The organism is Vibrio toranzoniae, from assembly GCF_024347655.1.
GTDB lineage: Bacteria > Pseudomonadota > Gammaproteobacteria > Enterobacterales > Vibrionaceae > Vibrio > Vibrio toranzoniae.
This window is the reverse complement of sequence record NZ_AP025515.1, coordinates 331,577-358,147: the sequence shown is the minus strand read 5'-3', so window position 1 is coordinate 358,147 and position 26,571 is coordinate 331,577. Positions and strand designations below refer to the sequence as shown.

Annotated in this window: 22 protein-coding genes and 2 pseudogenes; 15 read left to right on the top strand and 9 right to left on the bottom strand. The window is 44.6% G+C overall.

The window, feature by feature from the left end; translation table 11 throughout:
* The first annotated feature begins 42 nt into the window (after window positions 1-42).
* The 3 genes from OCU50_RS15960 to OCU50_RS15950 all read left to right on the top strand — a co-directional run bounded on the left by OCU50_RS15960 (window position 43) and on the right by OCU50_RS15950 (window position 1,718).
* Window positions 43-867, top strand: coding sequence for a hypothetical protein (locus OCU50_RS15960; protein ID WP_235588172.1), 825 nt, complete (start codon window positions 43-45; stop codon window positions 865-867).
* A gap of 113 nt (window positions 868-980) precedes the next feature.
* Window positions 981-1,232 (top strand): TIGR03643 family protein, encoded by a 252-nt coding sequence (locus OCU50_RS15955; protein WP_060469704.1) that lies wholly within the window; start codon window positions 981-983, stop codon window positions 1,230-1,232.
* Window positions 1,233-1,376: 144 nt separating this feature from the next.
* Window positions 1,377-1,718, top strand: a complete 342-nt coding sequence (locus OCU50_RS15950; RefSeq protein ID WP_060469703.1) for an SH3 domain-containing protein — start codon at window positions 1,377-1,379, stop codon at window positions 1,716-1,718.
* A gap of 85 nt (window positions 1,719-1,803) precedes the next feature.
* Here OCU50_RS15950 and OCU50_RS15945 read toward each other — a convergent pair whose 3' ends face one another.
* Entirely contained in the window at window positions 1,804-2,292 is a 489-nt protein-coding gene (locus OCU50_RS15945) for an Sbal_3080 family lipoprotein (protein ID WP_060469702.1), read from the bottom strand.
* 186 nt (window positions 2,293-2,478) lie between these two features.
* Between OCU50_RS15945 and OCU50_RS15940 the strand changes: the two genes are divergently transcribed.
* Window positions 2,479-2,766 carry a hypothetical protein gene (locus tag OCU50_RS15940; protein ID WP_060469701.1) on the top strand — a complete coding sequence of 96 codons (288 nt, stop codon included), beginning with the start codon at window positions 2,479-2,481 and terminating at the stop codon, window positions 2,764-2,766.
* 197 nt (window positions 2,767-2,963) lie between these two features.
* Here the strand turns inward: OCU50_RS15940 and OCU50_RS15935 are convergent, their stop codons facing one another.
* From OCU50_RS15935 to OCU50_RS15905, 7 genes are all read right to left on the bottom strand, one after another.
* Entirely contained in the window at window positions 2,964-3,965 is a 1,002-nt protein-coding gene (locus OCU50_RS15935; RefSeq protein WP_060469700.1) for a substrate-binding domain-containing protein, read from the bottom strand.
* A 152-nt stretch (window positions 3,966-4,117) separates the two neighbouring features.
* Complete coding sequence (gene rbsK / locus OCU50_RS15930) at window positions 4,118-5,044, bottom strand: ribokinase (protein WP_060469699.1); 927 nt, start codon at window positions 5,042-5,044, stop codon at window positions 4,118-4,120.
* Window positions 5,045-5,229: 185 nt separating this feature from the next.
* The gene (gene rbsB / locus OCU50_RS15925) at window positions 5,230-6,108 is read right to left on the bottom strand and encodes a ribose ABC transporter substrate-binding protein RbsB (protein ID WP_060469698.1); all 879 of its coding nucleotides are present in this window, start codon (window positions 6,106-6,108) and stop codon (window positions 5,230-5,232) included.
* 174 nt (window positions 6,109-6,282) lie between these two features.
* On the bottom strand, window positions 6,283-7,275 hold the full coding sequence (gene rbsC, locus OCU50_RS15920) for a ribose ABC transporter permease (protein WP_046224736.1): 993 nt from the start codon (window positions 7,273-7,275) through the stop codon (window positions 6,283-6,285).
* Window positions 7,272-8,777 (bottom strand): ribose ABC transporter ATP-binding protein RbsA, encoded by a 1,506-nt coding sequence (rbsA, locus tag OCU50_RS15915; RefSeq protein ID WP_060469697.1) that lies wholly within the window; start codon window positions 8,775-8,777, stop codon window positions 7,272-7,274. Before rbsA ends, rbsC begins: the two co-directional genes overlap by 4 nt.
* A gap of 100 nt (window positions 8,778-8,877) precedes the next feature.
* Window positions 8,878-9,297: a D-ribose pyranase gene (gene rbsD, locus OCU50_RS15910; RefSeq protein WP_060469696.1), complete on the bottom strand. Its 420-nt coding sequence runs from the start codon at window positions 9,295-9,297 to the stop codon at window positions 8,878-8,880.
* A gap of 215 nt (window positions 9,298-9,512) precedes the next feature.
* Window positions 9,513-10,550: an endonuclease/exonuclease/phosphatase family protein gene (locus tag OCU50_RS15905; RefSeq protein WP_060469709.1), complete on the bottom strand. Its 1,038-nt coding sequence runs from the start codon at window positions 10,548-10,550 to the stop codon at window positions 9,513-9,515.
* Between the two features lie 343 nt (window positions 10,551-10,893).
* Here OCU50_RS15905 and OCU50_RS15900 point away from each other — a divergent pair, with 343 nt between their 5' ends.
* The 5 genes from OCU50_RS15900 (at window position 10,894) to OCU50_RS15880 (ending at window position 17,239) form a co-directional block, all read left to right on the top strand.
* A complete protein-coding gene (locus OCU50_RS15900; RefSeq protein ID WP_060469695.1) occupies window positions 10,894-12,789 on the top strand; it encodes an extracellular solute-binding protein in 1,896 nt (631 codons plus the stop codon).
* Between the two features lie 12 nt (window positions 12,790-12,801).
* Window positions 12,802-13,890: a microcin C ABC transporter permease YejB gene (locus OCU50_RS15895; RefSeq protein WP_060469694.1), complete on the top strand. Its 1,089-nt coding sequence runs from the start codon at window positions 12,802-12,804 to the stop codon at window positions 13,888-13,890.
* Between the two features lie 31 nt (window positions 13,891-13,921).
* Window positions 13,922-14,944 (top strand): ABC transporter permease, encoded by a 1,023-nt coding sequence (locus OCU50_RS15890; RefSeq protein ID WP_004730360.1) that lies wholly within the window; start codon window positions 13,922-13,924, stop codon window positions 14,942-14,944.
* Window positions 14,945-14,953: 9 nt separating this feature from the next.
* Window positions 14,954-16,576 carry a microcin C ABC transporter ATP-binding protein YejF gene (yejF, locus tag OCU50_RS15885; protein ID WP_060469693.1) on the top strand — a complete coding sequence of 541 codons (1,623 nt, stop codon included), beginning with the start codon at window positions 14,954-14,956 and terminating at the stop codon, window positions 16,574-16,576.
* A 117-nt stretch (window positions 16,577-16,693) separates the two neighbouring features.
* Window positions 16,694-17,239: an RNA-binding S4 domain-containing protein gene (locus OCU50_RS15880; protein WP_060469692.1), complete on the top strand. Its 546-nt coding sequence runs from the start codon at window positions 16,694-16,696 to the stop codon at window positions 17,237-17,239.
* Between the two features lie 229 nt (window positions 17,240-17,468).
* Here OCU50_RS15880 and OCU50_RS15875 read toward each other — a convergent pair whose 3' ends face one another.
* Window positions 17,469-18,359 (bottom strand): LysR family transcriptional regulator, encoded by an 891-nt coding sequence (locus OCU50_RS15875; protein WP_060469691.1) that lies wholly within the window; start codon window positions 18,357-18,359, stop codon window positions 17,469-17,471.
* 157 nt (window positions 18,360-18,516) lie between these two features.
* On the opposite strand from OCU50_RS15875, the gene OCU50_RS15870 reads away from it, so the two are divergent.
* The 6 genes and pseudogenes from OCU50_RS15870 (at window position 18,517) to OCU50_RS15845 (ending at window position 26,420) form a co-directional block, all read left to right on the top strand.
* Window positions 18,517-18,915, top strand: a complete 399-nt coding sequence (locus OCU50_RS15870; protein WP_004741170.1) for a RidA family protein — start codon at window positions 18,517-18,519, stop codon at window positions 18,913-18,915.
* A gap of 205 nt (window positions 18,916-19,120) precedes the next feature.
* Window positions 19,121-20,581, top strand: coding sequence for an aldehyde dehydrogenase family protein (locus OCU50_RS15865; protein WP_060469690.1), 1,461 nt, complete (start codon window positions 19,121-19,123; stop codon window positions 20,579-20,581).
* A 210-nt stretch (window positions 20,582-20,791) separates the two neighbouring features.
* Window positions 20,792-21,787: a membrane dipeptidase gene (locus tag OCU50_RS15860; protein ID WP_060469689.1), complete on the top strand. Its 996-nt coding sequence runs from the start codon at window positions 20,792-20,794 to the stop codon at window positions 21,785-21,787.
* A 230-nt stretch (window positions 21,788-22,017) separates the two neighbouring features.
* Window positions 22,018-23,625 (top strand): BCCT family transporter, encoded by a 1,608-nt coding sequence (locus OCU50_RS15855; RefSeq protein ID WP_060469688.1) that lies wholly within the window; start codon window positions 22,018-22,020, stop codon window positions 23,623-23,625.
* A gap of 232 nt (window positions 23,626-23,857) precedes the next feature.
* Window positions 23,858-25,686 (top strand): annotated as a pseudogene (locus OCU50_RS15850) (hypothetical protein).
* A pseudogene (locus OCU50_RS15845) lies at window positions 25,683-26,420 on the top strand (DUF3726 domain-containing protein). The pseudogenes OCU50_RS15850 and OCU50_RS15845 overlap by 4 nt, the downstream one beginning before the upstream one ends.
* Window positions 26,421-26,571 lie beyond the last annotated feature (151 nt).

The following is a 26,571-nucleotide window of genomic DNA, read 5'->3' as shown; positions in this document are numbered from 1 at the left end:
CGTTAGTTTTTTACTCAGAAATACTCATTAAGGAGGAAGTTTTTGAAGTCAAAAGCTAGAATAATTGTAGTCATGTCGTTATTGGTTGTGGTCATAATAGCTATCTTAACTAAACCAAGCTCAAAGGGATTGGAGCTATCCGATTGTAATTTAGACGCTGTGGCTACAACACATGTCCATTTTTTTGTAGATGAAGAAGTCTTAGCATTATCTACATTAGATGAAGTGAAAAAATCCATGAATAAATCAGTAAAGTACGCCAATCAGGTACTTGAAAATTCGTGTATTCCCTTACGAAGAAAAATTGGCAAAATTTCAGCGATATCATTAGAAAAAGATTCAGTTAATAATCTAAGTTCAGCATGGAAAGTTGTGAGAAAAACTCTTGAAAGTAAAGGAGTTACTTTCAGTGATACACATACAAACGAATTATACGGTTTGATTTTCCATGAAAGGCATGCAAAAAAATTAGGTTTATCTGGACAAGCTTCTCCATATTTTGGTGGTGGTTTTTTTGCTATTTCATCTGGCGCACCAATACATGCTTTAGAGCATGAATTAGGTCATTTGTCGTGGGCACAGCACCGAGAAAGCAATCCAATACCTAACTTAACATTGTTTTTGAAATCCGCTACCCCACAAGACTATCAGGGGAAACTTGTTTCTTATGCTCGCGCATTTAGATGTGGTGATTCAGGTACAATAATGAGTTATGAGACAAACATACTCCCCATATATTCAAGCCCTTTAGTCAAATACCAAGATGATGTTTGTGGGGACATAGATAATGGCGATAATGCACGTGTGTTGCGAGAGTTTGCGCTTGAGTTGCTTAAACAAGAAAGGGAGCAACAGCCTAAAATTTAGTATCAAGTTTGAAGTGCGATTCCTCACCGTTTAGAAGATTAAGCTATATATTTTGTGAACCAGAAGCTAGAAATTAACGTACAAAAAGCGACTTTTTAACTTAGGAATACAAAATGACTCTACAAGAAGAAAGAGCATCTAGAATTATTGAAATGGCATGGGAAGATAGAACTCCGTTTGAGGCTATAGAATTACAATTCGGCTTGAATGAAGCTGAGGTTATTCGCTTCATGCGTAGAAAACTGAGAAGTGGCAGTTTTAAATTGTGGCGCTCTCGAGTTTCAGGGCGCTTAACCAAACACGAAAAACTGCGAAGCTCTGATATTACAAGAGCTTATTGCCCAACTCAGTATAAGCATCGTTAAATTTACACCATACAAGCATTTAAGACAGATTCCCAACACTTGGCATTTTCGGTTTGAATCGGAGTTAGTGTACCGGCACCATGGATTAGCTTTGTAGGAGGCGTCGCTCACTACTCAACGCAACGTCGATACTTTGGAGGGAATATGGAAGTAGTTACTACTAAACAGCATGTCTCAGAATACCCAAATCCGTTTTATTTGAAGCGAGGCGATAAAGTAGCGCTGGGTGAAATGGATGACGAATTTCCCAATTGGATTTTTATAACCAATGATACTGGCGAGCAAGGCTGGGCTCCAATTCAATATATAGAAAAGACTGAAAGTAGCTCCGTAGGAGTAATGCTGGAAGACTATGACAATGTTGAGATCAATACCGTCATCGGTGAAAAGCTGTCAGTGCTGTATGAACTCAATGAGTGGTATCGAGTTTCGAGGTCAACATGCGAAATTGGTTGGGTGCCAGTGCGCTCTGTACAACGTATTTAAACTCAAGTCATATAGCAATACATCAATATCGCAGGGTTTATACATCAAAATAAAAGTAGGCCTCACTCTATGAGGCCTTCTAATATTACTGGTTTGGCTGACCGCCAAGGCAGATTAGCTCGTTTGCTTCTTCTTTAGTTAAATTACTTAGTAGTAGATCGAGCGTAATCTCTGTGCGACGTTGGGCTGAACCAAATTTGTCAAATCCACCACATTTTACCGTGTCAATTTTCACAAGTGCTACGGTTTGCTTGTTGTCTTTTATTTCAACATTTAGAAAGCGCATGTAACTAGCCATATCCCACCACCAATTTGCAGAGTAGGTCAGTTTTGGGTTATCAGTAGTGCTAGAGTTAGATTGAGAAATATCGACAACTTCATATTGGAAACCGTACTCATCTAATTTACCTGCAATAATATGTTTAATTGACTCTTTAGTGCGTCCATCATCAATGATCTGGATACTTTTATTTTCTATTTTAGTTGAATCAAGCTGTTGAAGTTCAAGGATGGCATTATTTGCACAGCCAGACATGAGTAGTATTGAAAAAATTAGGACGATCTTATTAAGCATTATAACGGTTCTCAATTATTATTTATATTCAGCAAATGTTACCATATGGTATGGTGTTCATAAAATGTTTTGTTCGTCTTAGAATTAAAAGCCATTACTTGCCCAAGGTTTCTTAAGCTAACCCATGATATTGGAGGCTAGTACCTTTCGTGGGGGCATTATGTCTATGTACTATGAGGAATAGTTATGATAGTTAGCGAATATGTAGTGAAAAAATCTAATGATAACGCGCTAAATTTGGTTATTGAACTAGGTTTGCCCGAGCCAGACTCAACGGGTGACTATCGTTGTAAATTTAGTGTTCTGGTACTGGGTATTGATGAGTATATTTATGGTGTAGATGCCATGCAGTCATATTGTATGGCGCTAAAGCGCTTTAATTTTCTGATAAATGACCTCGTTTCGGAAGGTTATAAGTTCTACTATCCTGGCTTTCTCGATATGGAAGTGGATATTTTGTCAACGTACTTTTAGGTATACACATAACAAGACTTTTGAGGTCAATAGTTAATGCTGGATGCCATATTTATCCCACATTAAACCGTCTCTAAGTACCACATTTTGTGTCATGACCACCTTTCTCATGTAGGCAACTTCAAGACCGCTGGGATGCTTACATATCAGCTCATTGTGAGTTTATTGCTTTGCTTTGTTACTTTGTAGCAGGCGAGCTAGATTGGTTTTACGCTGCTTCGTTCAACTAATGTTGGTTCGAGTTCCACAACTTGTGGGTAAGCGTCAGGAGTTTGTAGTCGGCTTAAAAGGGTATCTACTGCGACTTTGCCTAAGCGGTGTTTTGGCTGGTGGACGGTACTTAGTGCTGGTGTCATGTACTTCGACAGGTGGATGTCATCGTAGCCAATAATTGATAAATCATTCGGGATCAATGTGCCATCTTGAGCTGCTGCGTGTATCACGCCCATTGCCATCATGTCATTACTGACAAACAGCGCCGATGGCATTTCACCACGCGCTTTTAATGTTTGGTAAGAATCAAAGCCACCATCACATTCGAAGTTAGATTCAACAATCCAATTTGGGTTGATCTCTAAACTCGCTTCTTCCATCGCTTGCTTAAAGCCTTGGTAACGAGACGAGGCTTGGTTGCGATGAAGTGGGCCAGTAATACAACCAATCTGAGAGTGACCGTTATCTATCAAGTGTTTGGTCGCCATGTAGCCACCTTGATGCGAGTTGTCTTGGATCTTATCGCTGGCAAACAACATTGGGCCCCAGTCCATAACCACAACTGGCAGCTCTGGGTAGCGTTCAAACACATCGATATGTTCGCCTTCAAGGGTAGAACACATCAGCATTAAGCCATCGACACGCTTTTGCAGCAAAGTGTCGATGGATGATTTCATACGCTCGCTGTCGCCTTCGGTGTTACACAAGATAAGGTTGTAACCTTTCTCGTAGCAACGACGCTCAACACCTTTCACTACTTCACCAAAGAATGGGTTGGTAGAGGTAGTCACCAGCATCCCAAGGGTTTTGGTTTGCTTCATTTTCAAGCTACGAGCCAATGCAGATGGCGCGTAATTCAGTTCTTTAGCCGCACTGTTAACACGCTCTGCTATCTCTTCGCTGACAAAACGTGACTTGTTGATCACATGGCTCACGGTCGAAGTAGAAACCTTTGCGAGCCGAGCGATGTCTTTCATTGTTGCCATAAAAAATCCTTGTGGGAGTAACTTGCCACGTTGCGCGATATTCTGCCTGAAAACAGGGGCTTATGCTTGTTATTTGTTGTTACCGAATTTGAAGGCTAACACCCGTTAACGACGGTTTAGCTCAGGAGTTAAGCCTTCAAGTAGGTGTCAAGCTAAGCCGATAATTGCTCTGATAAAAACGCGTCTGTTTCTGCTCGGCTTGGAATAGAGGTTTGAGCGCCAAAGCGAGTCACTGAAATTGCCGCCGCAGCGTGAGCAAACTTAATTGCGCATTCTAATGGCATGTCTTCAAGTAAGCCTGTCACTAATGCACCATTGAAGGTATCACCCGCAGCAGTTGTGTCTGTTGCTTCAACGCGGAAGCCTGCGATCAACTCACCTTCACCGTTTTTACTTACCCACACACCCTTCGCGCCAAGTGTGATCATCACAGTCTCGATGCCTTTAGCATGCAGAGCCAAAGCCGCCTGATGAGCAGATGCGCTGTCGCTTACGGTAACGCCTGTCAGCACTTCTGCTTCGGTTTCGTTTGGTGTAATCACATCAACACAAGCAAGCAATGAATCCGATAATGGACGAGCAGGAGCAGGGTTCAGAATAACTCGCGTGCCACTCTCTTTTGCTACTCTCGCAGCGTATTCAATGCCTTCAATCGGTGTTTCAAGTTGAGTCAGCAGGTATTTAGCTGCGCGAATCTTTTCTAGGTGCGGTTCGATTTGGTCGCAAGTCAGTTTGTCATTAGCTTCTGCTGAAAGACAAATACTGTTTTCGCCCGTTGCTGATACTTGGATCATTGCAATGCCAGTTGGCGTGTTGTCTGCAACGATAACACCGTCGATGTTGATACCGTCTTTAGCAAAATCTTGACGAATGTTGATGCCGAACGGGTCGTCACCGACACACGCGATAAAGCCGATATCTGCGTTTAATCGCGCAGCAGCCACTGCTTGGTTTGCGCCTTTGCCGCCAGGGATGACCTGATAGTTACCGCCAATCAAGGTTTCACCCGGACGAGGGAACGAAGGAACTTGCAGTACGTGGTCAGCGTTAACGCTACCTAAAACAATCAGTTGAGTCATGATACGAGCCTTATGATATATCGTATTTGAAAATGCATGGGTCTTTCTCATTACGTTGATTGCTCGCCTTGTTAGCGGCTTATGAGAAACAGCGATGCACTGTCGAGTTGGGTAAATAAGGCAGGGATAGGGGAATCCCTGCCTATGTGTCACTCTAGTTTTTGCTTTATTTAATAGATATTAAATTACTTAGCAATGATTTTTAGCGGTACTGGTACGTACTCGTCGACTGTTTCGCCTTTCAGTACTTTGTCAGCCATTTCAACACCTAGAGAACCGATTAGGTCAGGTTGTTGTGCAACCGTTGCGCCAAGTAGGCCACGGTTAACCGCTGCGATGCCGTCTTCAGTGCCATCAAAGCCAACGATCATTACGTCTTTACCCGAAGCTTGAACGGCGCGAAGTGCACCTAGTGCCATTTCATCGTTTTGAGCGAATACTGCTTGTACGTCTGGGTTTGCAGCAAGCAAGTTTTCCATTACGTTCAGACCTTTAGTACGGTCGAAATCAGCAGGTTGGCTTGCAAGAAGTTCAAGGTCGCTGCCGTTTACTGCGTTCATGAAGCCTTCACCACGTTCACGAGCTGCAGAAGTACCAGCAATACCTTCAAGTTGGATTACTTTCGCTTTTTCGCCCACTTTTTCCATGATGTAGTGACCCGCCATTTCACCACCGATGACGTTATCAGAAGCAATGTGGCTCACTACGTCACCGCGGCTTGCACCACGGTCTAGCGTTAGTACAGGGATGTCTGAGCGGTTAGCCATGCGAATCGCGTTAGACACAGCGTCGGAATCCGTTGGGTTGATCAGGATTGCCTTAACACCACGAATGGTTAGATCTTCAATGTTCGATAGCTCTTTGCTTGGATCGTTTTGAGAATCAAGAACGATAAGCTTGTAGCCTAGCTCTTCTGCTTTCGCTTCTGCGCCATCTTTCATGGTTACAAAGAATGGGTTGTTCAATGTAGACAGAACGATTGCCATTGTATCTTGCGCCTGTGCAGACACAGAGACTGTTGTAGAAAGAAGAGCAGCAGAAATAAGAGTCGCTAATTTTTTCATGGTGTAAGTCCTTTGTGTAGGGTGAGCTAGGAGGCGAGTCCTAGCTCGTTGTTACATTATTTATAGATTTAATGTTTATAGGTTTATTACTGATAGATCTTTTAATTAAAGGTGCTTTTTCTACGGATTTATCTATAGATAAAGCAGGGTGTTGCATTGACTCAAACTAGAGTCTTATTTGTTTTTGTTGTCGACCAATACTGCCAGAAGAATAACCACTGCTTTTGCAATCATCTGGTAGTAAGAAGATACGTCTAATAGGTTTAGGGCGTTGTTTAGGAAGCCGATAATCAATGCACCAATTAATGTGCCCATGATGCGGCCACGACCGCCAGCTAAGCTTGTGCCACCTAGAACCACGGCTGCGATGGCGTCTAGCTCATACCCCATACCTGCGGTTGGTTGAGCGGATGACAAACGCGATGCCACGATGATGCCTGCCACTGCTGCTAACAGACCACAGATTGCGTAAACACCGATTTTTACTTTGTCTACGTCGATGCCTGATAGGCGAGTTGCTGATTCGTTGCCACCAAGAGCGTAAACGTAGCGACCAAAGCGAGTGTGGTTAAGTAGGTACCAAACCGCTGCGAATACCACGACCATGATCCATACTGGAACTGGGATGCCCATTGCGTAGCCTGTACCGAACCAAGCGAATGCATCTGCTGTGTCAGTGAAGCCCGTTGAAATAGGACGACCATCGGTGTAAACCATGGTTACGCCGCGCAATAGAGTCATGGTGACTAGTGTTGCGATGAAGGCCTGAACTTTGCCTTTAGCGATAATCACACCACTGATAGCACCTAATGCAGCACCTGCGACTAGAGCGGTTGGCACTGCGATCATCACTGGGATTTCCATACCAATCATGCTGGCTGCGAACGCACCACAAAGTGCCAGTACAGAACCAACACTCAAGTCGATACCTGCGGTTAAGATAACCAGCGTCATACCCACTGCGATAATGGCGTTGATAGAGGTTTGGCGCAGAATGTTTAGGATGTTGTCGACAGTAAAGAAATTCGGATTTAAAAAAGAAACGACAACAATCAGGAAGATCAAAGCAATTAATGACTTTTGATCAATCAGCCACTCTTTACTGATTAACGGTTTCTTCTTTGGCGCTTCAGTTTCAGTTGTTTTGCTTATGGTTTTAGTACTCATGCTGCATCCTCGTTGAGCTTTTTACCGACCGCACACGCCAGTAATAATTCTTGGTTTGCTTCTTTAGCATCAAATTCACCGCTTACACGGCCTTCATGCATCACCATGATGCGGTCACTCATTCCTAACACTTCTGGCATTTCAGATGAGACCAAAATAATGCTCATGCCATCGGCTTTAAATTTATTAATGAGTTGGTAAATCTCTTTTTTAGCACCGACATCGACACCACGCGTTGGCTCGTCGAGAATCAGTACTTTTGGCTTGGTCATCAAGCCTTTAGCGATAGCCACTTTCTGTTGGTTACCACCAGAAAGGTTACCAATAATTTGCTCGCGAGTAGGCGTTTTGATGTTGAATAGCTTGATGAAATCATCAACCGCCATCACTTCGTCTTGGTGTTGAATTTGACCACTCTTGGTCAGTAGATCCAGTGAACATAGAGACATGTTCTCTTTCACTGAAAGTCCAAGCACTAAGCCATCGCCTTTACGGTCTTCAGAGATGTAAGCAATACCATTAGTAAGACCATCTTTTGGACTCACGGGATTAATGGTTTTGTTTTCCAGGTTAATAACGCCGCGCTCACTTGGAAGGGCACCGTAAAGCACTTTCATTAGCTCTGTTCGACCTGCGCCCATCAGCCCAGATACACCAAGGATTTCACCACGCTTTAGAGTAAAGCTCACATCGTGAACACCAGACCCCGTTAAGCCAATCACTTCAAGGCAGGTTTCACCGTGGCTCTGTCCGATTCGCGGATATTGCTCATCTAACTTACGGCCAACCATCATCTCGATCAGGCCATCTTCGTCGGTATCTTTTACTTCACATTGACCAATAAATTTACCGTCACGAAGTACCGTGATGTCGTCACAAATCTCGAAGATCTCTTTCAAACGGTGAGAAATGTAAACAATGCCACAGCCTTCATTACGCAGTTCGTTAATCACCTTAAATAGAGATTCCGTTTCGGTGTCGGTTAGCGCATCGGTCGGTTCATCCATGATGATGACCTTAGATTCAAACGATAGGGCTTTCGCGATCTCTACCATTTGCTGCTCACCAAGACTCAGCTGGCCTAAAGGTGTTTTCGAGCTGTGTTTTACGTTAAGTCGTTTAAGTAACTTGTCCGCTGCTTGGTACATCTCGTTCCACAAGATGCGACCCATGGTGCCGGTGATTTCACGACCCAAGAAGATGTTCTCGGCGATGGTTAACTCAGGGATTAGGTTCAATTCTTGGTGAATGATACTAATGCCGGCTTGCTGTGAATCACGCGGCCCTTTAAATGCGGCAGGTTTTCCTTGGTAGGCGATAGTACCGCCGTCCAAGTGATAGATACCTGTCAGCACTTTCATTAGGGTTGATTTACCCGCACCGTTTTCACCCATTAACGCCATTACGCGTCCTGGGTAAACGTTGAGGCTTGCCTTATCGAGTGCTTTCACACCAGGGAAGGCCTTCTCAATTGAGCTAAGTTCTAAAATGGCTTGAGTCATGTCGGTTCCTTTACTCGGGGCCAGTTGTATTTGGTTGTTCTGTATATGTATTGTATCTGTTTCTGCAATGACGCTGGACTGTCGTTGCGTTTCGCTTGAGCTAAAACGTTACACCAGCTTGGAAAATCACATTCGCGTAAGGTGTACATTCACCTGTGCGAACTACTGCGCGGCTTTCATGCGTACGCTGCTTAAACTCTTCATGAGTGATGTAAGTAATCGAAAGCGGTTTACCACAACGTGCTTCTTCCGTTTTGATTTGATCAATCAGCGCTGCGTGATGTTCTGGGCTGACTTTCGCAAACTCTTCTGCAATCACAACGCCTTCAATTTGAGACTCATCAAGCATGGTCTTCACTGTTTGAGCGAAGCTCGGCACACCGTGAGTCAAAGCAAGATCAATTCGAGTTACATGATCCGGAATCGGCAAGCCTGCGTCACAAATCGTGATTTCATCTGTGTGGCCAAGAGTCGCCACTAAGTAAGAGAGTTCAGAATTAATTAGAGTACTTTTTTTCATATCACGACCTATCGAAAAATAACGTTTAATGGGTTGAGAACAACTCAAGAAAAAGCCATCGAAACGTTTCGCTATTGATAATAATGTGTGATTTATCATTTGCACGTCTGATTGTTTTAGAGTGTGATAGCGATCATCGAAACGTTTCGATGGGGCGTTTTTTGGTGATCGTAATCACGAATTATTTGCAGAGTGAATGTGTTGATTTACTTATTTTACGCTTCTCGGATATGGGCTGTTACAGAGACAATAGCGTGATCGGTACTGAACTGGTCGTGTGCAAAGCTGGGATTGATGAGGTGATGGTCGAGCACTGTGTAGCTAGAGATCTCCATCAAGCTTGATGAGTTCTGACAATCGAACTCATTGGACATCAAAATGTAGTCCAGTACAGATCCAGAAGCACCGTAGTAGTGGGTTGGTTTGCGTTGTTCAAGTAAGTCTTCTTCATGCAATTGATGATAAAGATCCCAGCTGTCTTTTAAGCGGAAGTGGGACAGCCAATGCTTGCTGTTTTCGTCTCGGTTGATTGAGTAACTCAGCAGCCCTTTAAACTCATCATTAAACAGAGGCTTGTTAAAGTCGCCCATCAACACAACAGGTTGATCCGTTTGGTAGCGTTGATGGGTGATGTACTGATGCAGCATCTGAGCTTCTAGGCCACGTTGAACACTTGATAGCCAAGAGCCTAGTTGTTCCTGATGAAGCTTAACCAAGGTGTCGCTTTGCGGCTTTTTACCTGGTTGATTGTTGTCTACAGATTCAGTTTTAGGTTCTGTCGGGCGCTGTGATTTGAAGTGCACAACGTAACAGTCGGTTGAACCTAAATGAGGTAATGTAATCGTGGCATGAACAGGCGTTCGGTTGAAGGAAAAATTGTCACTAAGATTGAAGGCTGAAAGCAACTCTGAATCTGGTTTAACTGGCTGTACTTTTTCAATTGGGTAGTGGGATGCGATACCCACGACCGGTGAGGTATACAGGTAATCATCTTCAACGTGCGCGTTATCAACAACCGCAAAGTAGGGATAACCCAGATCATTCATTAACTGCTCTAAAGACTGCGGACTAAATATCTCTTGAAAGCCAATCACATCACAATCAGATGAGCGAATCGCTTCAGCTATCCAGCCTTGTTTCTTTTGCCATTCCTTGAAGCTGTAGATGTTCTCAAAATCATAATAAGCATTCGGTGGTTCGAGGTAGTTTAAAAGATTGAACGTTGAGAATGTTATTTGGTTTGGTTTATTCAAAGTGTTATTCCATTTAGAGCAAGTTAACAAGGATACTTCACTCACGTGATTATTGTTGATCATTTAGCAGCGGCATCTTCATTTGTGGAGTAAGCAAGGCTCGTTGAGGTTTATGTCGCTCTCGATAGAGAAATTTTAATGGCTCTTATCTTAGTCTATCCCATCTAATTGCTTTGAATAGACCCGAGTAATTTATAAATAAACGGTAAGAGATAGAGTGCTGATGGTTTTATTAGTTATTACATGATGTTAGATTTGAACCTATACTTGCTTTAACGGTGTGCATTTAAAACCGGTTAATCAAGTTGGATATAGAATTTATAACATTTGAAGGGAGAGTCAAATGGGAACAGATTTCCGAAGCAAAGCCTCGCAGCGCACTCAGTTTTTCAGGTCTAGTTTGAAGTCATGTGCAGTCATGCTGCCGCTAATTGCTCTATATCCCTCCGTTACACACGCCTCTGATACCGAATCAACGCCTGCTGTCACCGTTATTGAAACCACGCAACTGGTCGGTTTTGGTGAAGCAAAATATCCTGTCGATTTCACTCACTTTGATTACGTGAATCCTGACGCGCCAAAACTAGGTAAAATAACCTATGGCACCATTGGCACCTACGATAGCTTTAATCGATTCGGTTCTCGCGGCGTTGCGGCAAGTTACACGGGTGAGATTTACGATACCTTGATGTTTTCTCCGAGCGACGAGATTGATGCGTATTATCCATTGATCGCCTCAAAGGTTCGCTACGCCAGTGATTTCACTTGGATGGAAATCGATATCAATCCAAAAGCTAAGTTTAATGATGGCGAGCCTATTACTGCTCACGATGTTGCATTCACCTTTGATAAGTTTTCAAATGAAGGTGTGCCTCAATATCGCGTGTATTACAAAGAAATTGAATCAGTCACCGCGGTTTCTGATTTAGTGGTTCGTATTGAGATGGAGAAGCCGAACCGCGAGAAGTTGTTTAGCTTTGCCCAAAGCACTCGCGTATTACCAGAACATTATTGGAAAGACAAGAAGCTGTCTGAGCCTCTAAGTGAACCGCCTGTAGGCAGCGGCCCTTATAAGATCATCAGCTATAAATCGGGTCAAAGCGTGACTTACGGTTTAGATGAAAATTACTGGGCCGCCGACCTGCCTGTTAACGTCGGTCGTAATAACTTCAAGGAAGTGCAATACGATTACTACCGTGACGACACCGTAATGCTAGAAGCCTTCAAAGCAGGGGAATTCGATCTTCGAACGGAAAACTCGGCTAAGTTCTGGGCCAACTCTTACACAGGCGCCAACTTCGACAAAGGCTACATCATCAAAGAAGAGATCAAACATGAGAAGCCAGAAACGACTCAAGGTTTTGTCTTTAACATTCAATCTCCTGTGTTCTCTGATCCTAAAGTTCGTGAAGCGTTAACCTACGCGATGGACTTTGAGTGGATGAATAAGAACATGTTTTATGGCCAATACAAACGTACTCGTAGTTACTTCCAAAACACCGACTATGAAGCGAAAGGCTTACCAAGCGAAGCTGAAGTTGAATTACTGTCGCAGTATAAAGATCAAATCCCACCACGAGTGTTTACTGAAGAATTCCAGCCGCCAGTAACCGATGGCAGCGGGCGTATCCGTAGCCAAATGCGCACAGCTTTCAAACTATTGAAAGAGGCGGGTTGGGTACTGAAAGACAAAGTAATGACCAACGCAAAGAGCGGCAAGCCAATGTCATTTGAGTTATTGATTTACAGTCCTACCACGGAGCGTATCGCCACACCTGTTCAGAAGAACTTACAGCGAATGGGTATCGAGATGAAGATCCGTACCATCGATACCACTCAGTACATCAAGCGTCTTCGTGATCGAGATTTCGACATGGTGTCTTCGTCGTTTTCTGCAAATCCTTACCCTAGTCCAAACTTAATGATCGTATGGAACTCTAACTACATTGATTCTACTTACAATACCGCCGGTGTAATGGATCCGGTGGTTGACGCGTTAACAGAACAAATCGCGAGTAATCAACAGAATCCAGAAAAATTGCTTACGTTAGGTCGTTCACTAGATCGTGTATTGCAGTGGAATTTCTACAATATCCCGCAATGGCACGTTGGTGAATACCGCGTAGCAATGTGGGACAAGTTTGAGCGTCCTGATGTCTTACCTAAATACGATTTAGGCATTGATACATGGTGGATTTCAGAAGAGAAGGCGGCTTTGCTTCCTGAAAAGCGTCGCTAGGAGTGAGTTAGCATGGCCGCGTATATATTTCGACGTTTACTGTTGGTGATCCCCACGCTGTGGGCGATCATCACCATCAACTTTTTCATCATCCAGATCGCCCCTGGTGGCCCGGTAGAGCAAGCCGTTGCCCAATTAGAAGGGCACAACTCTGGCATCATGGAGCGTTTTTCTGGTGGTGGACAAGAGGTTGATTTAAGCGAAAGTGACCAAGCGTCAGTCAGTGGCTATAAAGGCTCGCGCGGGCTTGATCCTGAAGTGGTTGAAGAGATCAAAAAACAGTTTGGTTTTGATAAGCCGATTCACGTTCGTTACTTCGATATGTTGAAAAATTACGCGACCTTTAATTTTGGTGAAAGCCTGTTTAAGGGTGGTAACGTGATTGATTTAATCATCGAGCGTTTACCTGTCTCCATTTCCTTGGGGTTGTGGAGTACGTTAATCATCTATGTGATTTCGATACCTCTAGGCATTATGAAGGCGATACATCACGGTTCTCGCTTTGATATTTGGTCGAGCGCAGTGGTAATTGTTGGCTATGCCGTTCCGGGCTTCTTGTTTGCGATCATCCTGATTATTTTGTTCGCGAGTGGTAACTACTTCAGTTGGTTCCCATTGCGTGGACTCGTGTCGAGTAACTTCGACCAGCTCAACTGGTATCAGCAAATAGGAGACTATTTCTGGCATCTAGCATTGCCGATTTTTGCGATGGTTATCGGTGGCTTTGCCACGCTCAGCATGCTGACCAAAAACTCCTTCCTTGATGAAATCAATAAGCAATATGTGGTGACCGCACGAGCGAAAGGTTTGGACGAGAGCAGTATTCTCTACAAGCACGTTTTCCGTAACGCGATGTTGATTATTATTGCTGGTTTCCCAAGCGCGTTTATTAGTATTTTCTTCACGGGTTCTATGTTGATTGAAGTGATGTTTTCACTCGAAGGCATCGGTCTGCTAGGCTTTGAGTCGACCATTCAGCGAGATTACCCAGTGGTGTTCAGCTCTCTCTATATCATGACCTTGCTTGGCTTGGTGCTGAGCATTATCTCCGACCTGACGTATACCTGGGTTGATCCTCGAATTGATTTTGAAGCGCGTTAATGGCGAATGAATAACAAGGTATTGATGATAAATGTTTAACAACCCTTTAGCTGAAGCTCGTTGGTTACGTTTTAAAGCAAACAAGCGTGGTTTTATCTCCCTTTGGATATTTACCATCTTGTTTGGATTGAGCCTGTTCGCTGAAATCATAGCCAACGATAAACCACTCTTGGTTTCTTATGATAATCAGTGGTTTGTGCCTGTTATCAATGAGTACGCCGAGACGGAATTTGGTGGCGAGTTTGAAACTGAAGCCGATTATAAAGACCCATATGTTATTGAACTTATCGAAGACAGCGGATACATCGTGTGGCCAATCATCCCGTTCAGTTACGACACGATAAACTTCGATATTTCAGGTGCGGTGCCATCGGAACCCGATTCAGTCAACTGGCTAGGAACCGATGATAAAGGGCGTGATGTATTAGCTCGCATCATTTATGGATTCCGTATCTCTGTTCTGTTTGGTTTTATTCTGACGATTGTATCGAGCGTGGTCGGCGTCGTCGTCGGGGCGACTCAAGGTTACTACGGTGGTTGGGTCGACTTGTTTGGGCAACGATTTATTGAAGTCTGGTCTGGAATGCCGACTCTGTTCTTGTTGATTATTTTGTCTAGCTTTATTGAGCCGAATTTCTGGTGGTTGCTCGGGATTATGGTGCTGTTCAGTTGGATGAGTTTAGTTGGCATCGTGCGAGCTGAATTCTTACGCTGTCGAAACTTTGATTACGTAAGAGCCGCGCAGGCTATGGGCGTTGACGATAAACGCATTATGCTTCGTCATATGCTGCCCAACGCGATGGTCGCATCACTAACCATGATGCCATTTATCCTTTCTGGCTCGGTGACCACATTAACCTCATTAGACTTCTTGGGCTTTGGCCTTCCTGCGGGTTCGCCTTCATTAGGTGAGCTATTGGCGCAAGGTAAAGCTAACTTGCAAGCGCCTTGGCTTGGCATTTCTGCTTTCGTCGTGCTTTCACTGATGTTGACGTTACTTGTCTTCGTTGGTGAAGCGGTACGTGATGCTTTCGATCCACATCAACAGAAGTAAGGATCAGTTATGACTTCAAATACAGCTCCTGCTTCTCCAGTTCTAACTATCGACAAATTGTCTGTCGGTTTCGGGCGAAAAGATTCGATAGAACAAGTGACACAAGATGTCTCTTTAGAAATATACAAAGGTGAAACGCTCGCTCTGGTGGGTGAGAGTGGTTCCGGTAAATCGGTTACGGCTAACTCAGTATTGAAACTTCTACCTAAAGGTTCATCTCATTACTTAAACGGTAAGATCAATTTCTCTGGCACTGATATTCTGAGTTGTTCTGAAAGGCAGTTGCGTGGGATTCGAGGTGGCCGCATTGGAATGATCTTCCAAGAGCCTATGGTTTCGCTTAATCCGCTTCATCGAGTCGGTAAACAGTTGGTTGAAACGCTCGCTATTCACCGCGGTATGCGAACCAATAAAGCGCAAGCCTTGGCGATAGAGTGGCTTTCTAAGGTGGGTATTCGCTACCCAGAGCAAAAAATTTCAGCGTATCCACATGAGTTGTCCGGTGGTGAGCGTCAACGTGTGATGATAGCGATGGCACTGATCAATGAGCCAGAGTTGCTTATTGCGGATGAACCCACAACCGCATTGGATGTGTCGGTACAAGCGCAGATCCTCGACCTGTTAAAAGATCTGCAACAAGAGTTGGGTATGGCGATGCTCTTTATCACCCATGACTTGAGTATCGTTCGTAAAATTGCCGACAGAGTCGCGGTAATGAAAGACGGTCGCCTTGTTGAAAGTAACGATTGCAAAACGCTGTTTAACGCGCCTGCTCACCCTTACACTCAAAAGCTCATCAACTCCGATCCAAAAGGTTTGCCTGTCCCCGTATCACCAGAAAGTAAACCTCTGCTTGATGTGAACCAACTGCGCGTTTGGTTCCCGATTACGGGCGGTTTGTTCAAACGCACGATTTCACATGTTAAAGCGGTCACTGACATGGAGTTTACTCTGAAAAAAGGGCACTCAATCGGCCTTGTGGGCGAAAGTGGTTCGGGCAAATCGACAACCGGTATGGCTATATTGAAGTTGGTGGAGAGTGAAGGCTCGATTACTTATTCGAGCGAACAGCTTCAAGGCTTAAACCGACAACAGATGTTGCCGTTTCGAAGCCGCATGCAAGTAGTTTTTCAAGACCCATTCTCGGCATTGAATCCAAGAATGTCGGTCGCTCAAGTGATTGGTGAAGGTTTACTTGTGCATCAAGACCTAGACGAGAACGAACTAGACCAACGCATCTGTGACGTAATGAAAGAGGTCGACCTCAACCCTGAAACTCGTCACCGCTACCCCAACGAATTTTCTGGCGGACAAAGGCAGCGTATCGCTATTGCACGCGCACTGATTTTAAAGCCAGAGTTTATCTTGTTAGACGAACCAACATCGTCACTCGACAGGACCGTCCAAGCGCAAGTGTTGGATCTACTGAAGTCACTGCAAGAAAAGTATGACCTGACGTACCTGTTCATTAGCCATGATTTGAATGTCGTGAAATCCCTCTGTCATTACACCATCGTGATGAAAGCGGGTGAGGTGATAGAGAAGGGTGACACTGAGACTTTGTTTGGTAATCCGCAGCATGAATACACCAAGCAACTGGTTAGCCTATCGAATGTTGGTGGGGTTTTATAACGCAGAGAGTTTATTTAAAACAAATGGACTCTGGTTGAATTCAACATGGTCATTTACTTGTTTTACTATTACACTGCGCCCAATATTTCAGAAGTACATATTTAGGTAGAGGTCACCATGGACCAAGAACATTACGAAGACGCTGATTACGAAGGTTACGAGCACGGTGAAGAAGGCGAAGAGATTGAAATCGAAGCCATTGGTATCGATGTTTCTTCTCAGCCAATCGAGCTCTACAAAGCGTTTAAGATTGCTAACCTAGTAAGCGGTGGCGGTGAGGCTAAACACATCATTTCTGAAGGCTACGTAGCGGTAAATGGTGAGTTAGAAACGCGTAAGCGTCGTAAAATGTACGATGGTGATTTTTTCGAATTCAACCAAGAATATTATGTAGTGGTGTGTGATCAGCCAGTACAAGAAGAGTCAGAAAAGTCGAAAAAGAAAGAAGCGCCGCAGCCTAACAACAAGGCAAAGAAAGGCCAGTATAAAAAGGGTTCAAGCAAGAAAGAATCACAGCGCAGCACTGCAGATATGCTAAGCGCTAAAGCTGAACCTAAGAAAGAGAAAAAAGAGAAGAAAGAAAACAAATCGAAAAAGAAAGCGGACACGCCAAAGCCCCAACGTGACGATAAAAGCGGCCGTAATTCGATTGAATTCTTTTAAACTACAGCTCTAAAAGCTATGCTTTTTAAATTTAAGCAACGTTCAACCTCGGTTTGTGTTGAATAGGTATCGAGAGGCTCACTATTTAGTGAGCCTTTTTTGATCCGCTAAACTTAACCTATGATCTGGGTTTAAGGCTTGCTTGAAAAAGCTATATGTATGCCTAGCACCAACGAGTCGTTGAACTGTGTGAAAGTTTCTAATTCTGACCAACCATGTATTTAATGAGTTACGCTTTGTCGTCTCCATAGCTGAGGTATTGGATACACAGATCATGAAAAGCCTGAGCTTGTGGCGAAATCGTACGGTCGGCTAATCTAAAAATACCGATTTGACGCTGTAACGGCGGGTCAATCAACGGAATCCACACCAAGCGGGTTTCATTGGTTGGGAAGGCTAGCTTAGGCAGCGTGGTCACGCCTATCCCGAGTTCTAATACAGAAAACAGGGAAGTAATGTTCTCTACTGAATACAAAGCTTGTTCACTGAGCATGCGCGCCGGGGTTGGGTCAAGTAGGGTACAAGTCCCGTTGCGAATGAACGGCTGTTTTAACAAAGCTTGCCATTCAATTCCTTCTAACTGAGAGGCGATAGGGTTGTCTCTGAGGCAAACCACACCAATAGGATCGGAGAGTAATGGCGTGAAATCGATGCTCTCTTCTTCTAAATGGGAGCTGTTTCCGAGGGCAACATCCACTTCTCCAGAGAGTAATCTGGCCTCTACACCAGCCGCATTATCATCAATCAAGCTTACCTCAACATTCGGGTACTGCTCACAAAATGCTCCTAAAACACTAGGGATTAACTTTGCGGCGACCGATGGCACGCTCGCTATTCGAACTCTTCCTTGTTGCCCTGCCGCGGCTGCACGTAGGTCATTATCTAATGCTTTGTAAACATTAAGAAACTGAATGATTTTTGGCAGGCATATTTCCCCGAAAGGAGTCAGTGTGGATTTGTTGCCGGTTTCAAATAGTGGTTGGCCGAGTATTTTTTCTAGCTCTTTTATTGAGGTAGAAAGTGCCGCTTGCGATCGATTTGCACGGTGAGACGCTGCTCGAAATCCGCCTTCTTCGACCACTAAAACAAAATGTTTTAACTGTTGTAGCTTAATGCTCATGGCATTGATCCTTCTCTAGCCCTTGTTATACCTTGCTTCTTGTATAGTGATAGGTTTTATTTATCAAATGCACAAAATTTACCGTTAGATTTATCATTCGTCAAGGTGCAGTATTTAACTATCTTGAAACATAGTTGTTACAAAGTTGGATGGAATCGTGAACGCACAAACTAAAAAACACCCAGTAAAAACCGCTCTTTTTGCTTCAAAAGCACCACTAGAGTGGGCGATCGTAAATAACGGTACTCTATACACCGCGCAGATTCCAATTGATGAAACGGGCGCAGTCGTAGAGGGCGGTATCGAAGCGCAAACTCGTCAGACTTTTAACAACCTTGTTCATACGTTGGAGTGTGCAGGCGAATCTATGGATTCCGTGCTGCAAGTTCTAATTTACGTGACTGACCGTGAATACCTAAAAACGGTAAACAGCGTATACGGAGAATACTTCAATGCACCTTATCCAAACCGTGCGGCGGTCGTCGTTGCAGGGTTAGCAAGAGAAGAGATGCTGGTTGAGTTCGTGGTTTACGCATCAGCCTCTCAACCTGAATAATTCGATTGTGAACTAAGGCTATTTGCGGATTAAAGCTATTTGTTTGTAAAGAAATTAGTCTGTAAAGATCTTTATTGATACAAGCGACTTGGTTCAGTTTTAGATACAAAATTTAAACGTTATTCCTTATATAAATTAACGTTTTATTCATTAATCAGATGGTTGCCAGACTCGACCGCAACCTAACCGTTACAAGGACAGAATGATGACTCAATTACAGAATGTTCAAGCAGAAAACGCACTTTACATTGGCGGCGAATGGCAAGCGGGTGTAAGCACCGTTGCGAACATTAACCCATCAGATATTTCTGAAAACATCGGTAACTTTGCACAAGCAAGTGCTGAACAGGTTCAACAAGCGATTTCAGCGGCAAAGCACGCTCAGCCAGAGTGGGAAAAAACGCCAATTGAACGCAAGCAAGCGGTACTTCAAGCGATTGGTGATGAGCTGATTGCACGTTGTGATGAGCTGGGTACGTTGCTTTCTCGTGAAGAAGGTAAGCCTTTTGCTGAAGGTCGTGGTGAAATTTACCGCGCAGGTCAGTTCTTCCAATACTTCGCAGCAGAAGTACTTCGTCAAATTGGCGACAACGCTGAATCTGTGCGCCCTGGTGTTTCTGTTGAAGTGACTCGTGAAGCGGTAGGCGTTATCGGCATCATCTCTCCTTGGAACTTCCCGACAGCAACGGCTGCTTGGAAAATTGCTCCAGCACTGGCTTTCGGTAACAGCGTTATCTGGAAACCAGCAAACCTAACACCAGCAAGTGCGGTCGCGCTTACAGAGATCATCCACCGTCAAGGTATCCCTGCAGGTACGTTTAACCTTGTACTAGGTAGCGGTTCAACGGTAGGTGATGCACTGATCAACTCTAAAGAAGTGAACGGCGTGAGCTTTACCGGTTCTGTTGATACGGGTCGTAAGGTTGCAGCTGCTACCGCGCCAAACTTCGTTCGTTGCCAACTAGAAATGGGCAGTAAAAACGCACTTGTTATTGCTGACGATGCAGACATCCAAACTGCGGTTGATGCAACGATTGCAGGTTCGTTCTCGGGTGCGGGGCAAAAATGTACCGCGTCTTCTCGCCTTGTGGTTATGGATAGCATTCACGACCAATACGTTGAAGCATTAATCAAACGTATGAGTGAGCTGAAAGTGGGTCACGCACTAGAAGACGGCGTGTTCATGGGCCCTGTTGTCGATGGAAACCAACTTGAAGCAAACCTAGGTTGGGTTGAGAAAGCACGTCAAAGCGGCGGTGAGCTAGCATTTGGTGGCGAACGTTTGAGCATGAAACACGAAGGTTTTTACATGTCTCCAACGTTGTTCTTAAACACTAAGAACGATTGGGAAGTGAACCAAGAAGAAGTGTTCGCACCAATGGCAAGTGTGATTCGTGTCGCTGACCTAGAAGAAGCGATTGCGACAACCAACGATACTCGCTTTGGTCTAACGGGCGGCATCATCACTCAGAGCCTACGTACTAGCGCAATGTTCAAGCAACAAGCGCAAACAGGTTGTGTGATGGTGAACCTACCAACTGCAGGCACGGATTACCACGTACCGTTTGGTGGTCGTAAAGAGTCTAGCTTCGGTCCTCGTGAGCAAGGTCAATACGCGAAAGAGTTCTACACAGTGGTTAAGACGGCTTACCAGCGTCCTTACTAATCAGCTTTCTGTATAAAAATTGGATAGCTGAAGATATTAACTTCCTAGCTATCCAGCTATCGAATTGGCCTGATTCACAGAGTCAGGCCAACATTTAAACCAAAGCAGCAAACGAATTTAGATAAGTGATTTAACCCATTTTTGAAAACATGTTATTTGAGCGTGTTTTCAAAACCGAGCTAGAACACTGAGCTTTCAATAGGAGTGGTTATGTACCAGCAACGGATTGTTATAGATGGATTGCAATACTGCAATTGGAACAGAGAATATTTCCAAACACTAAAGGCGAGCGGCATTACAGCAGTTCACGCTACCGCGGTTTACCACGAGACAGCTCGTGAAACCTTATCTCGCTTTGCAGAGTGGAACTTAAGATTCGAGCAGAACGCAGACCTCATCATGCCGATTCACTCAATGGCTGATGTTGAGACTGCAAAAGCGACGGGTAAAGTCGGTATTTTCCTTGGTGCTCAAAACTGTTCTCCAATCGACGATGAGATTGGTCTTATCGAAGTGATGCGTAAGCAAGGTCTTTTGATCATGCAATTGACGTACAACAACCAGAGCTTATTGGCGACGGGTTGCTACGAGAAGAACGACACCGGTATTACTCGTTTTGGTAAACAAGCCATCGAAGAGATGAACCGAGTGGGCATGATCATCGATATGTCTCACAGTGCTGAGCGCTCAACACTTGAAGCAATTGATTTGTCTTCGCGTCCTATTTGTATCAGCCATGCGAACCCGACGTTTGCTCATGATGCACTACGAAACAAATCAAACGATGTGATTAAAGCCCTAACCACACGCGGTGGCTTAATCGGATTCAGCTTATACCCATTCCACCTACCTAATGGCAGCCAATGTACCTTGGAAGACTTCTGCCAAATGGTTGCGACTACTGCTGACATGGTCGGCGTAGAGCACCTCGGTATTGGCAGTGACCTATGCTTAAACCAACCTCAAGCCGTTCTTGAATGGATGAGAAATGGTCGTTGGTCTAAAGCAATGGACTACGGAGAAGGCTCTGCGAACAACTCAGGTTGGCCAGATGCGTTGCCTTGGTTCTGCGGTAGTGCGGGTATGGAAAACATATATAACGGATTGATGCGTCATGGTTTCAGCGAGTCTGAAGCTGGACAAGTCTTGGGAGAAAACTGGTTTAATTTCTTGAAAGATGGCCTAGCGCCTCAAACCAAGAGTTAACGGTTTCACACGAGCCATCATCGAATTAGCAGCCTGCTAACAAACGTTCAATGAGCAAGCGCTGCTTAAACTAATTTCACTATTCAAAAGGAACAACGGTCTATTTCGCAACGCGGTAACCCAAACATGGATTAGCCTGCTCAACACAAAAAACAATAGGGCAGGTGTTAAATACACCCTTGTAGTCATCATTCAAATGACAGCTGCAAAGAAACCTCTGGAGTCAGAGTATGTCTGATTTAACCAATAGCGTGAAATCTTCAAACGTAAATGCGGGTCAAGCACACACAGCAAGTAATGCAAAAAGCAACACAAACCAGTCTGAGTCTACCTCAGACAAATTAGGGCTAACCAACCCAGCACTTTGGTACAGCGGCGGTTTTATCGCTCTGTTCGTGGCTCTTGCTTTGTTTGATGATGAGCTGTTATCAAGCCTAGTAAATACGGGCTTTGCATGGTCTGTAAAAGTGTTCGGTCCTTACTGGCAAATGCTTCTTCTTCTGACTTTTCTTATTGGTCTTGGCCTGGCGGCAGGGCGAACAGGCAAGGTTATCCTAGGCGGCATCGCTAAACCTGAAATGGACGGCTTCCGTTGGATGGCGATCATCTTCTGTACGCTACTTGCTGGTGGCGGTGTATTTTGGGCGGCAGCAGAGCCGATTGCACATTACGTTAGCCCACCACCATTGTATGGCGCGCAAGAAAATGCACAGCAAGGCGCGGTGAATGCGTTATCGCAATCCTTCATGCACTGGGGTTTCCTAGCATGGGCCATTGTCGGTAGTTTGACCTCGATTGTGGTTATGCACCTCCATTACAATAAAGGCTTGCCGCTTAAACCTCGCATTCTTCTTTACCCAGTTTTAGGAGAGCGAGCACTGAAAGGCCATACCGGCGCATTGATTGATGCATGTTGTATTGTCGCAGTAGCGGCGGGCACCATTGGTCCTATCGGTTTCTTAGGCTTGCAAGTGAGCTACGCACTGAACGAATTGTTTGGTATTCCAGACGGTTTCACGACCCAACTGATCATCATCTTGTTTGCTATCGTTCTGTACACATTGTCGGCATTAAGTGGTCTTAACCGCGGAATGCAAATGCTAAGCCGTTACAACGTAATTTTGGCGATGGCATTGATGGTCTACATCCTGATTTTTGGTCCAACAAACTTCATCTTTAATGGCTATATTCAAGGTGTAGGCAGCATGATTGATAACTTCATCCCAATGGCAACATACCGTGGTGACGAAGGTTGGTTAAGCTGGTGGACCGTGTTCTTCTGGGGTTGGTTCTTAGGTTACGGCCCAATGATGGCAATCTTTATTGCTCGTATTTCTCGCGGTCGTAGTATTCGCCAATTGGTATCAACCATTAGTCTTATCGCACCGTTTGTTACTTGCTTTTGGTTCACGATTGTTGGCGGCTCTGGCCTTGCGTTCGAAATGGCAGATCCAGGTAGCGTAAGTAAAGCGTTCGAAGGTTTTAACTTACCAGGCGCGCTACTGGCGGTCACTCAGCAGCTACCAATGCCAATGCTTATCTCGATTTTGTTCTTGATCTTAACGACGATCTTCATCGTAACGACCGGTGACTCAATGACTTACACCATCAGTGTGGTGATCAGTGGCGAGACAGAGCCCAATGCAATTATTCGTACTTTCTGGGGTGTGATGATGGGGGTAACAGCGTTAATTCTGATTTCCCTAGGTTCTGGCGGTATTTCAGCGCTGCAATCCTTCATTGTTATCACTGCGGTACCAGTGTCCTTAATCTTATTACCATCGCTTTGGAATGCGCCTCAGATCGCAATCAAGATGGCGAAAGAGCAAGGTTTATAAAAGAGAAGACGCTGTAAGAAATTGATGAAATAAGAACAAATAAGTCTTTGAAAAAAGGCTGATACGAAACACTGAAAAAAGGGGAAAGCCGTACTGGTGAAGATACATCAGACGGCATTATTTAAGTGAAGAGACCTAGTCAGAACAAATAATAATGGGCGAGTTCGCTTGCTTCAATAACTATCAAAAACGTGGAAGCTAACCAGCATACTGTTAATAACAAGTGCTTTAAATGACGGCAACGTCCAGTTCTGAATGGCTAGCAAGTTCCTTATAACTACAAAGGTGGTGAGCAAAATGGATGCACATCGTTCTACCTACACTGAATCAGCACTACGTGACGCAACCGTCGTCATGGCACCGGAAAGACTGGGTGCTATGCACCAAACACGTATCAGCTTCGTAAGAACTCTGATTCGTAAAATGGCGCAACAGCAATGGAAAGTGACTAAGCATGAGTGGCAATTAGACGCTCAAGGCTTTGGTCACGTTATCTATAAGCTAGCGACGCCAAATCATGTTTATCATTTGGTTGTTTTTTGTGATGAAATTGCAGACGACGAACGAAATGACCGCGTAATTGCTGAAAAGTGGGACGTAACGTTCGCGCTTGTTCTTGGTGATGTTGATGTCACCCTACTTGAAAGACTTCGTGCGAATGTACCGCTTCAAGAAGCAGGTCGTAACTCTAACAATGTGCTTGTTTTAGCGCGTGCCAACAAAAGTGTGCGTGTGTTTGAACATATTGTTAGTCACTTGGCTAAAGGTGTTCAACCAACGCCAAAAGAGCTAGCTGAAGTTGGCTACATCCTACGAACGACTGCGGTATATGGTAATGGAAAATTTGGTATTGCTGATTTTAGAATATTGGAAAACAATCCAGATTTTAACCAGTCGTTCAGTGCTCAAATGTGTGCGGTTTATATGCTACGCGAGTTCAGCCTAGATTGGGTTCATTCCCTAGCTGAGCAGCAAGGCGGCGAACAAGCAATTACTTTGCACCGTGGATTACAGCGCTATTTAGGTGTGGGTAATGCAACAGGTTTAGGCATGGCGCCATACCTTATTAACCACCCAAGGATTGTCGATCAATGGATGACAGCCCGTGAACAAGCATTGGCTGCAGTATTGGCGAGTCAGACTGATACGGCGTTGATCGAGCCACTACGTACCTTAGTTAAAAAAGCGATTTGTCATTTAGAGCAAGTCGTTACCATCAATGAAACGCAGCAAGAGCTGAACAAAGCTGCTGTTGATGATTTGAAAGAAATAGAACAATCGCTAGAAACGTCTGTCAGCCTGTGTGAGACATGGTCGCAGTTTGTCGAGCAATCTAAGCGCATGAGTATGGAAGCCCAAGAAATCCTTATCTCATGCTTGATGGAATTGTACCCAGAATTAGTGGACGCCCATCAAGAGCAAATGAATTGCAGCGAAACATTGTCACTTCCTAGTGGCAAAAAGATTCAAGAGTTGTTGGTTGTATTAGAAGAAAAGTATCGCTGGGCGATCACGACTGACTTTACGAAAGCAGAGAACAACTACTGGTTCTGGTATCGCTCTCAAGACAAAGAAGAGCCAAGACTCGGTGTACGAGGCGAAGAGCTGGGGGAAGAGCGTGAACTACCGTTGGATATCGGTCGTCAAGCTTACCGTCTATACCATGCTTTATTGCAATTCGCGCCTGAGCTTTCATTGGCTGAATTCCTTGTTAAACAACCGCAGCATCGTGCAATTGCTCGCCGTGTGTGGACGTTAGGTAACAAGGCGATGGGCGACATTCAAATGAATGTGCTGCATCAAGATTCGCTGCCAATGCACTTACTGCGTTGTAAGCTTGCGATGTTTGGTGCGACTAAGTTTGACCCTCGCTCAGATCGCTGGGTACGAGTGACATTCTTCCAAGGTGCGCCATTGCTTGATGAGATTCATCAGGACGAATGGGTGTTCCCAGTCTTACCAAGTGAAGCTGAACTGTCTGATTCGCAAAGTGTTTCAACTCGAAGCACACCTATTCGCAGTACAAGTACGAAAGGCCAACATGGAGGTAAATCGTTATGATCGTCTCTCACAATGAACTGGTAGCGGCCGTCAATAAGGCCTTTCTGGGTATGCGTCGTGCATGTGGTGAAGCCGACGTGATAGCGAACATGGTGGCAGATTTACAAATGGTCGGTTTGGATGGTGTTCGTCACTTTAACAATGCAAGCAACTTCATTGGTCTAGAAGACGATTGCCCCGTGGATATTCAGGTGCGCAGCGATAATACGGTTGAAGTCGACCTGCACAAAGCGAGTTTGGCGTGTCACCTTCCAGTGGTGATTGATTACGCGATTGAAAAAATGGTCGGCAAGAAGACGCTGAAAATTGAGCTTAATAACTGTCATAACCGTTGGTTAGCGTACAGCGAGCTTGTAAAGCTGGCTGCGAAAGGCATCGCGTGCATGGCACGTTAGGATAACGGCTCTAGCCCTAAGAGCACTTTGTATGTGCTTAATCGTGGTTGCGTTGCACCTGAACTGTTTTTATCAGATTTGCCACTGGCATCGGTCGAACATATCCACAATATGACCATCGAACTTTCCGTCCAGGATTTCGATATCGAACGTTTGTCAGATGGCTACCAAACACACATTGAATCGGAAGCGCTTTTTAAAACTCAAGAGAAAGCATGGAACGATGGTATCGAGGTTGATGATGGAGAGTGGGCAACACTGAAAGAGACCGCTACCGCAATCTTAGTTCAGAGCAGCGAACGCTCGACTCAAGGTGCAGGTGAACTGACGGCTTCATAGTTGCTAGATGTGTCAGAACTAACGATTCGATAGATTAACGGCAAATGGACCAGTTAGTTTGTTAATACAGATAAAACCAAAGAGCTTAACGTATCCTCACCTCGTTAAGCTCTTTTTATTTGTCACCCGTACTCATTCCTCCTCTCAATAG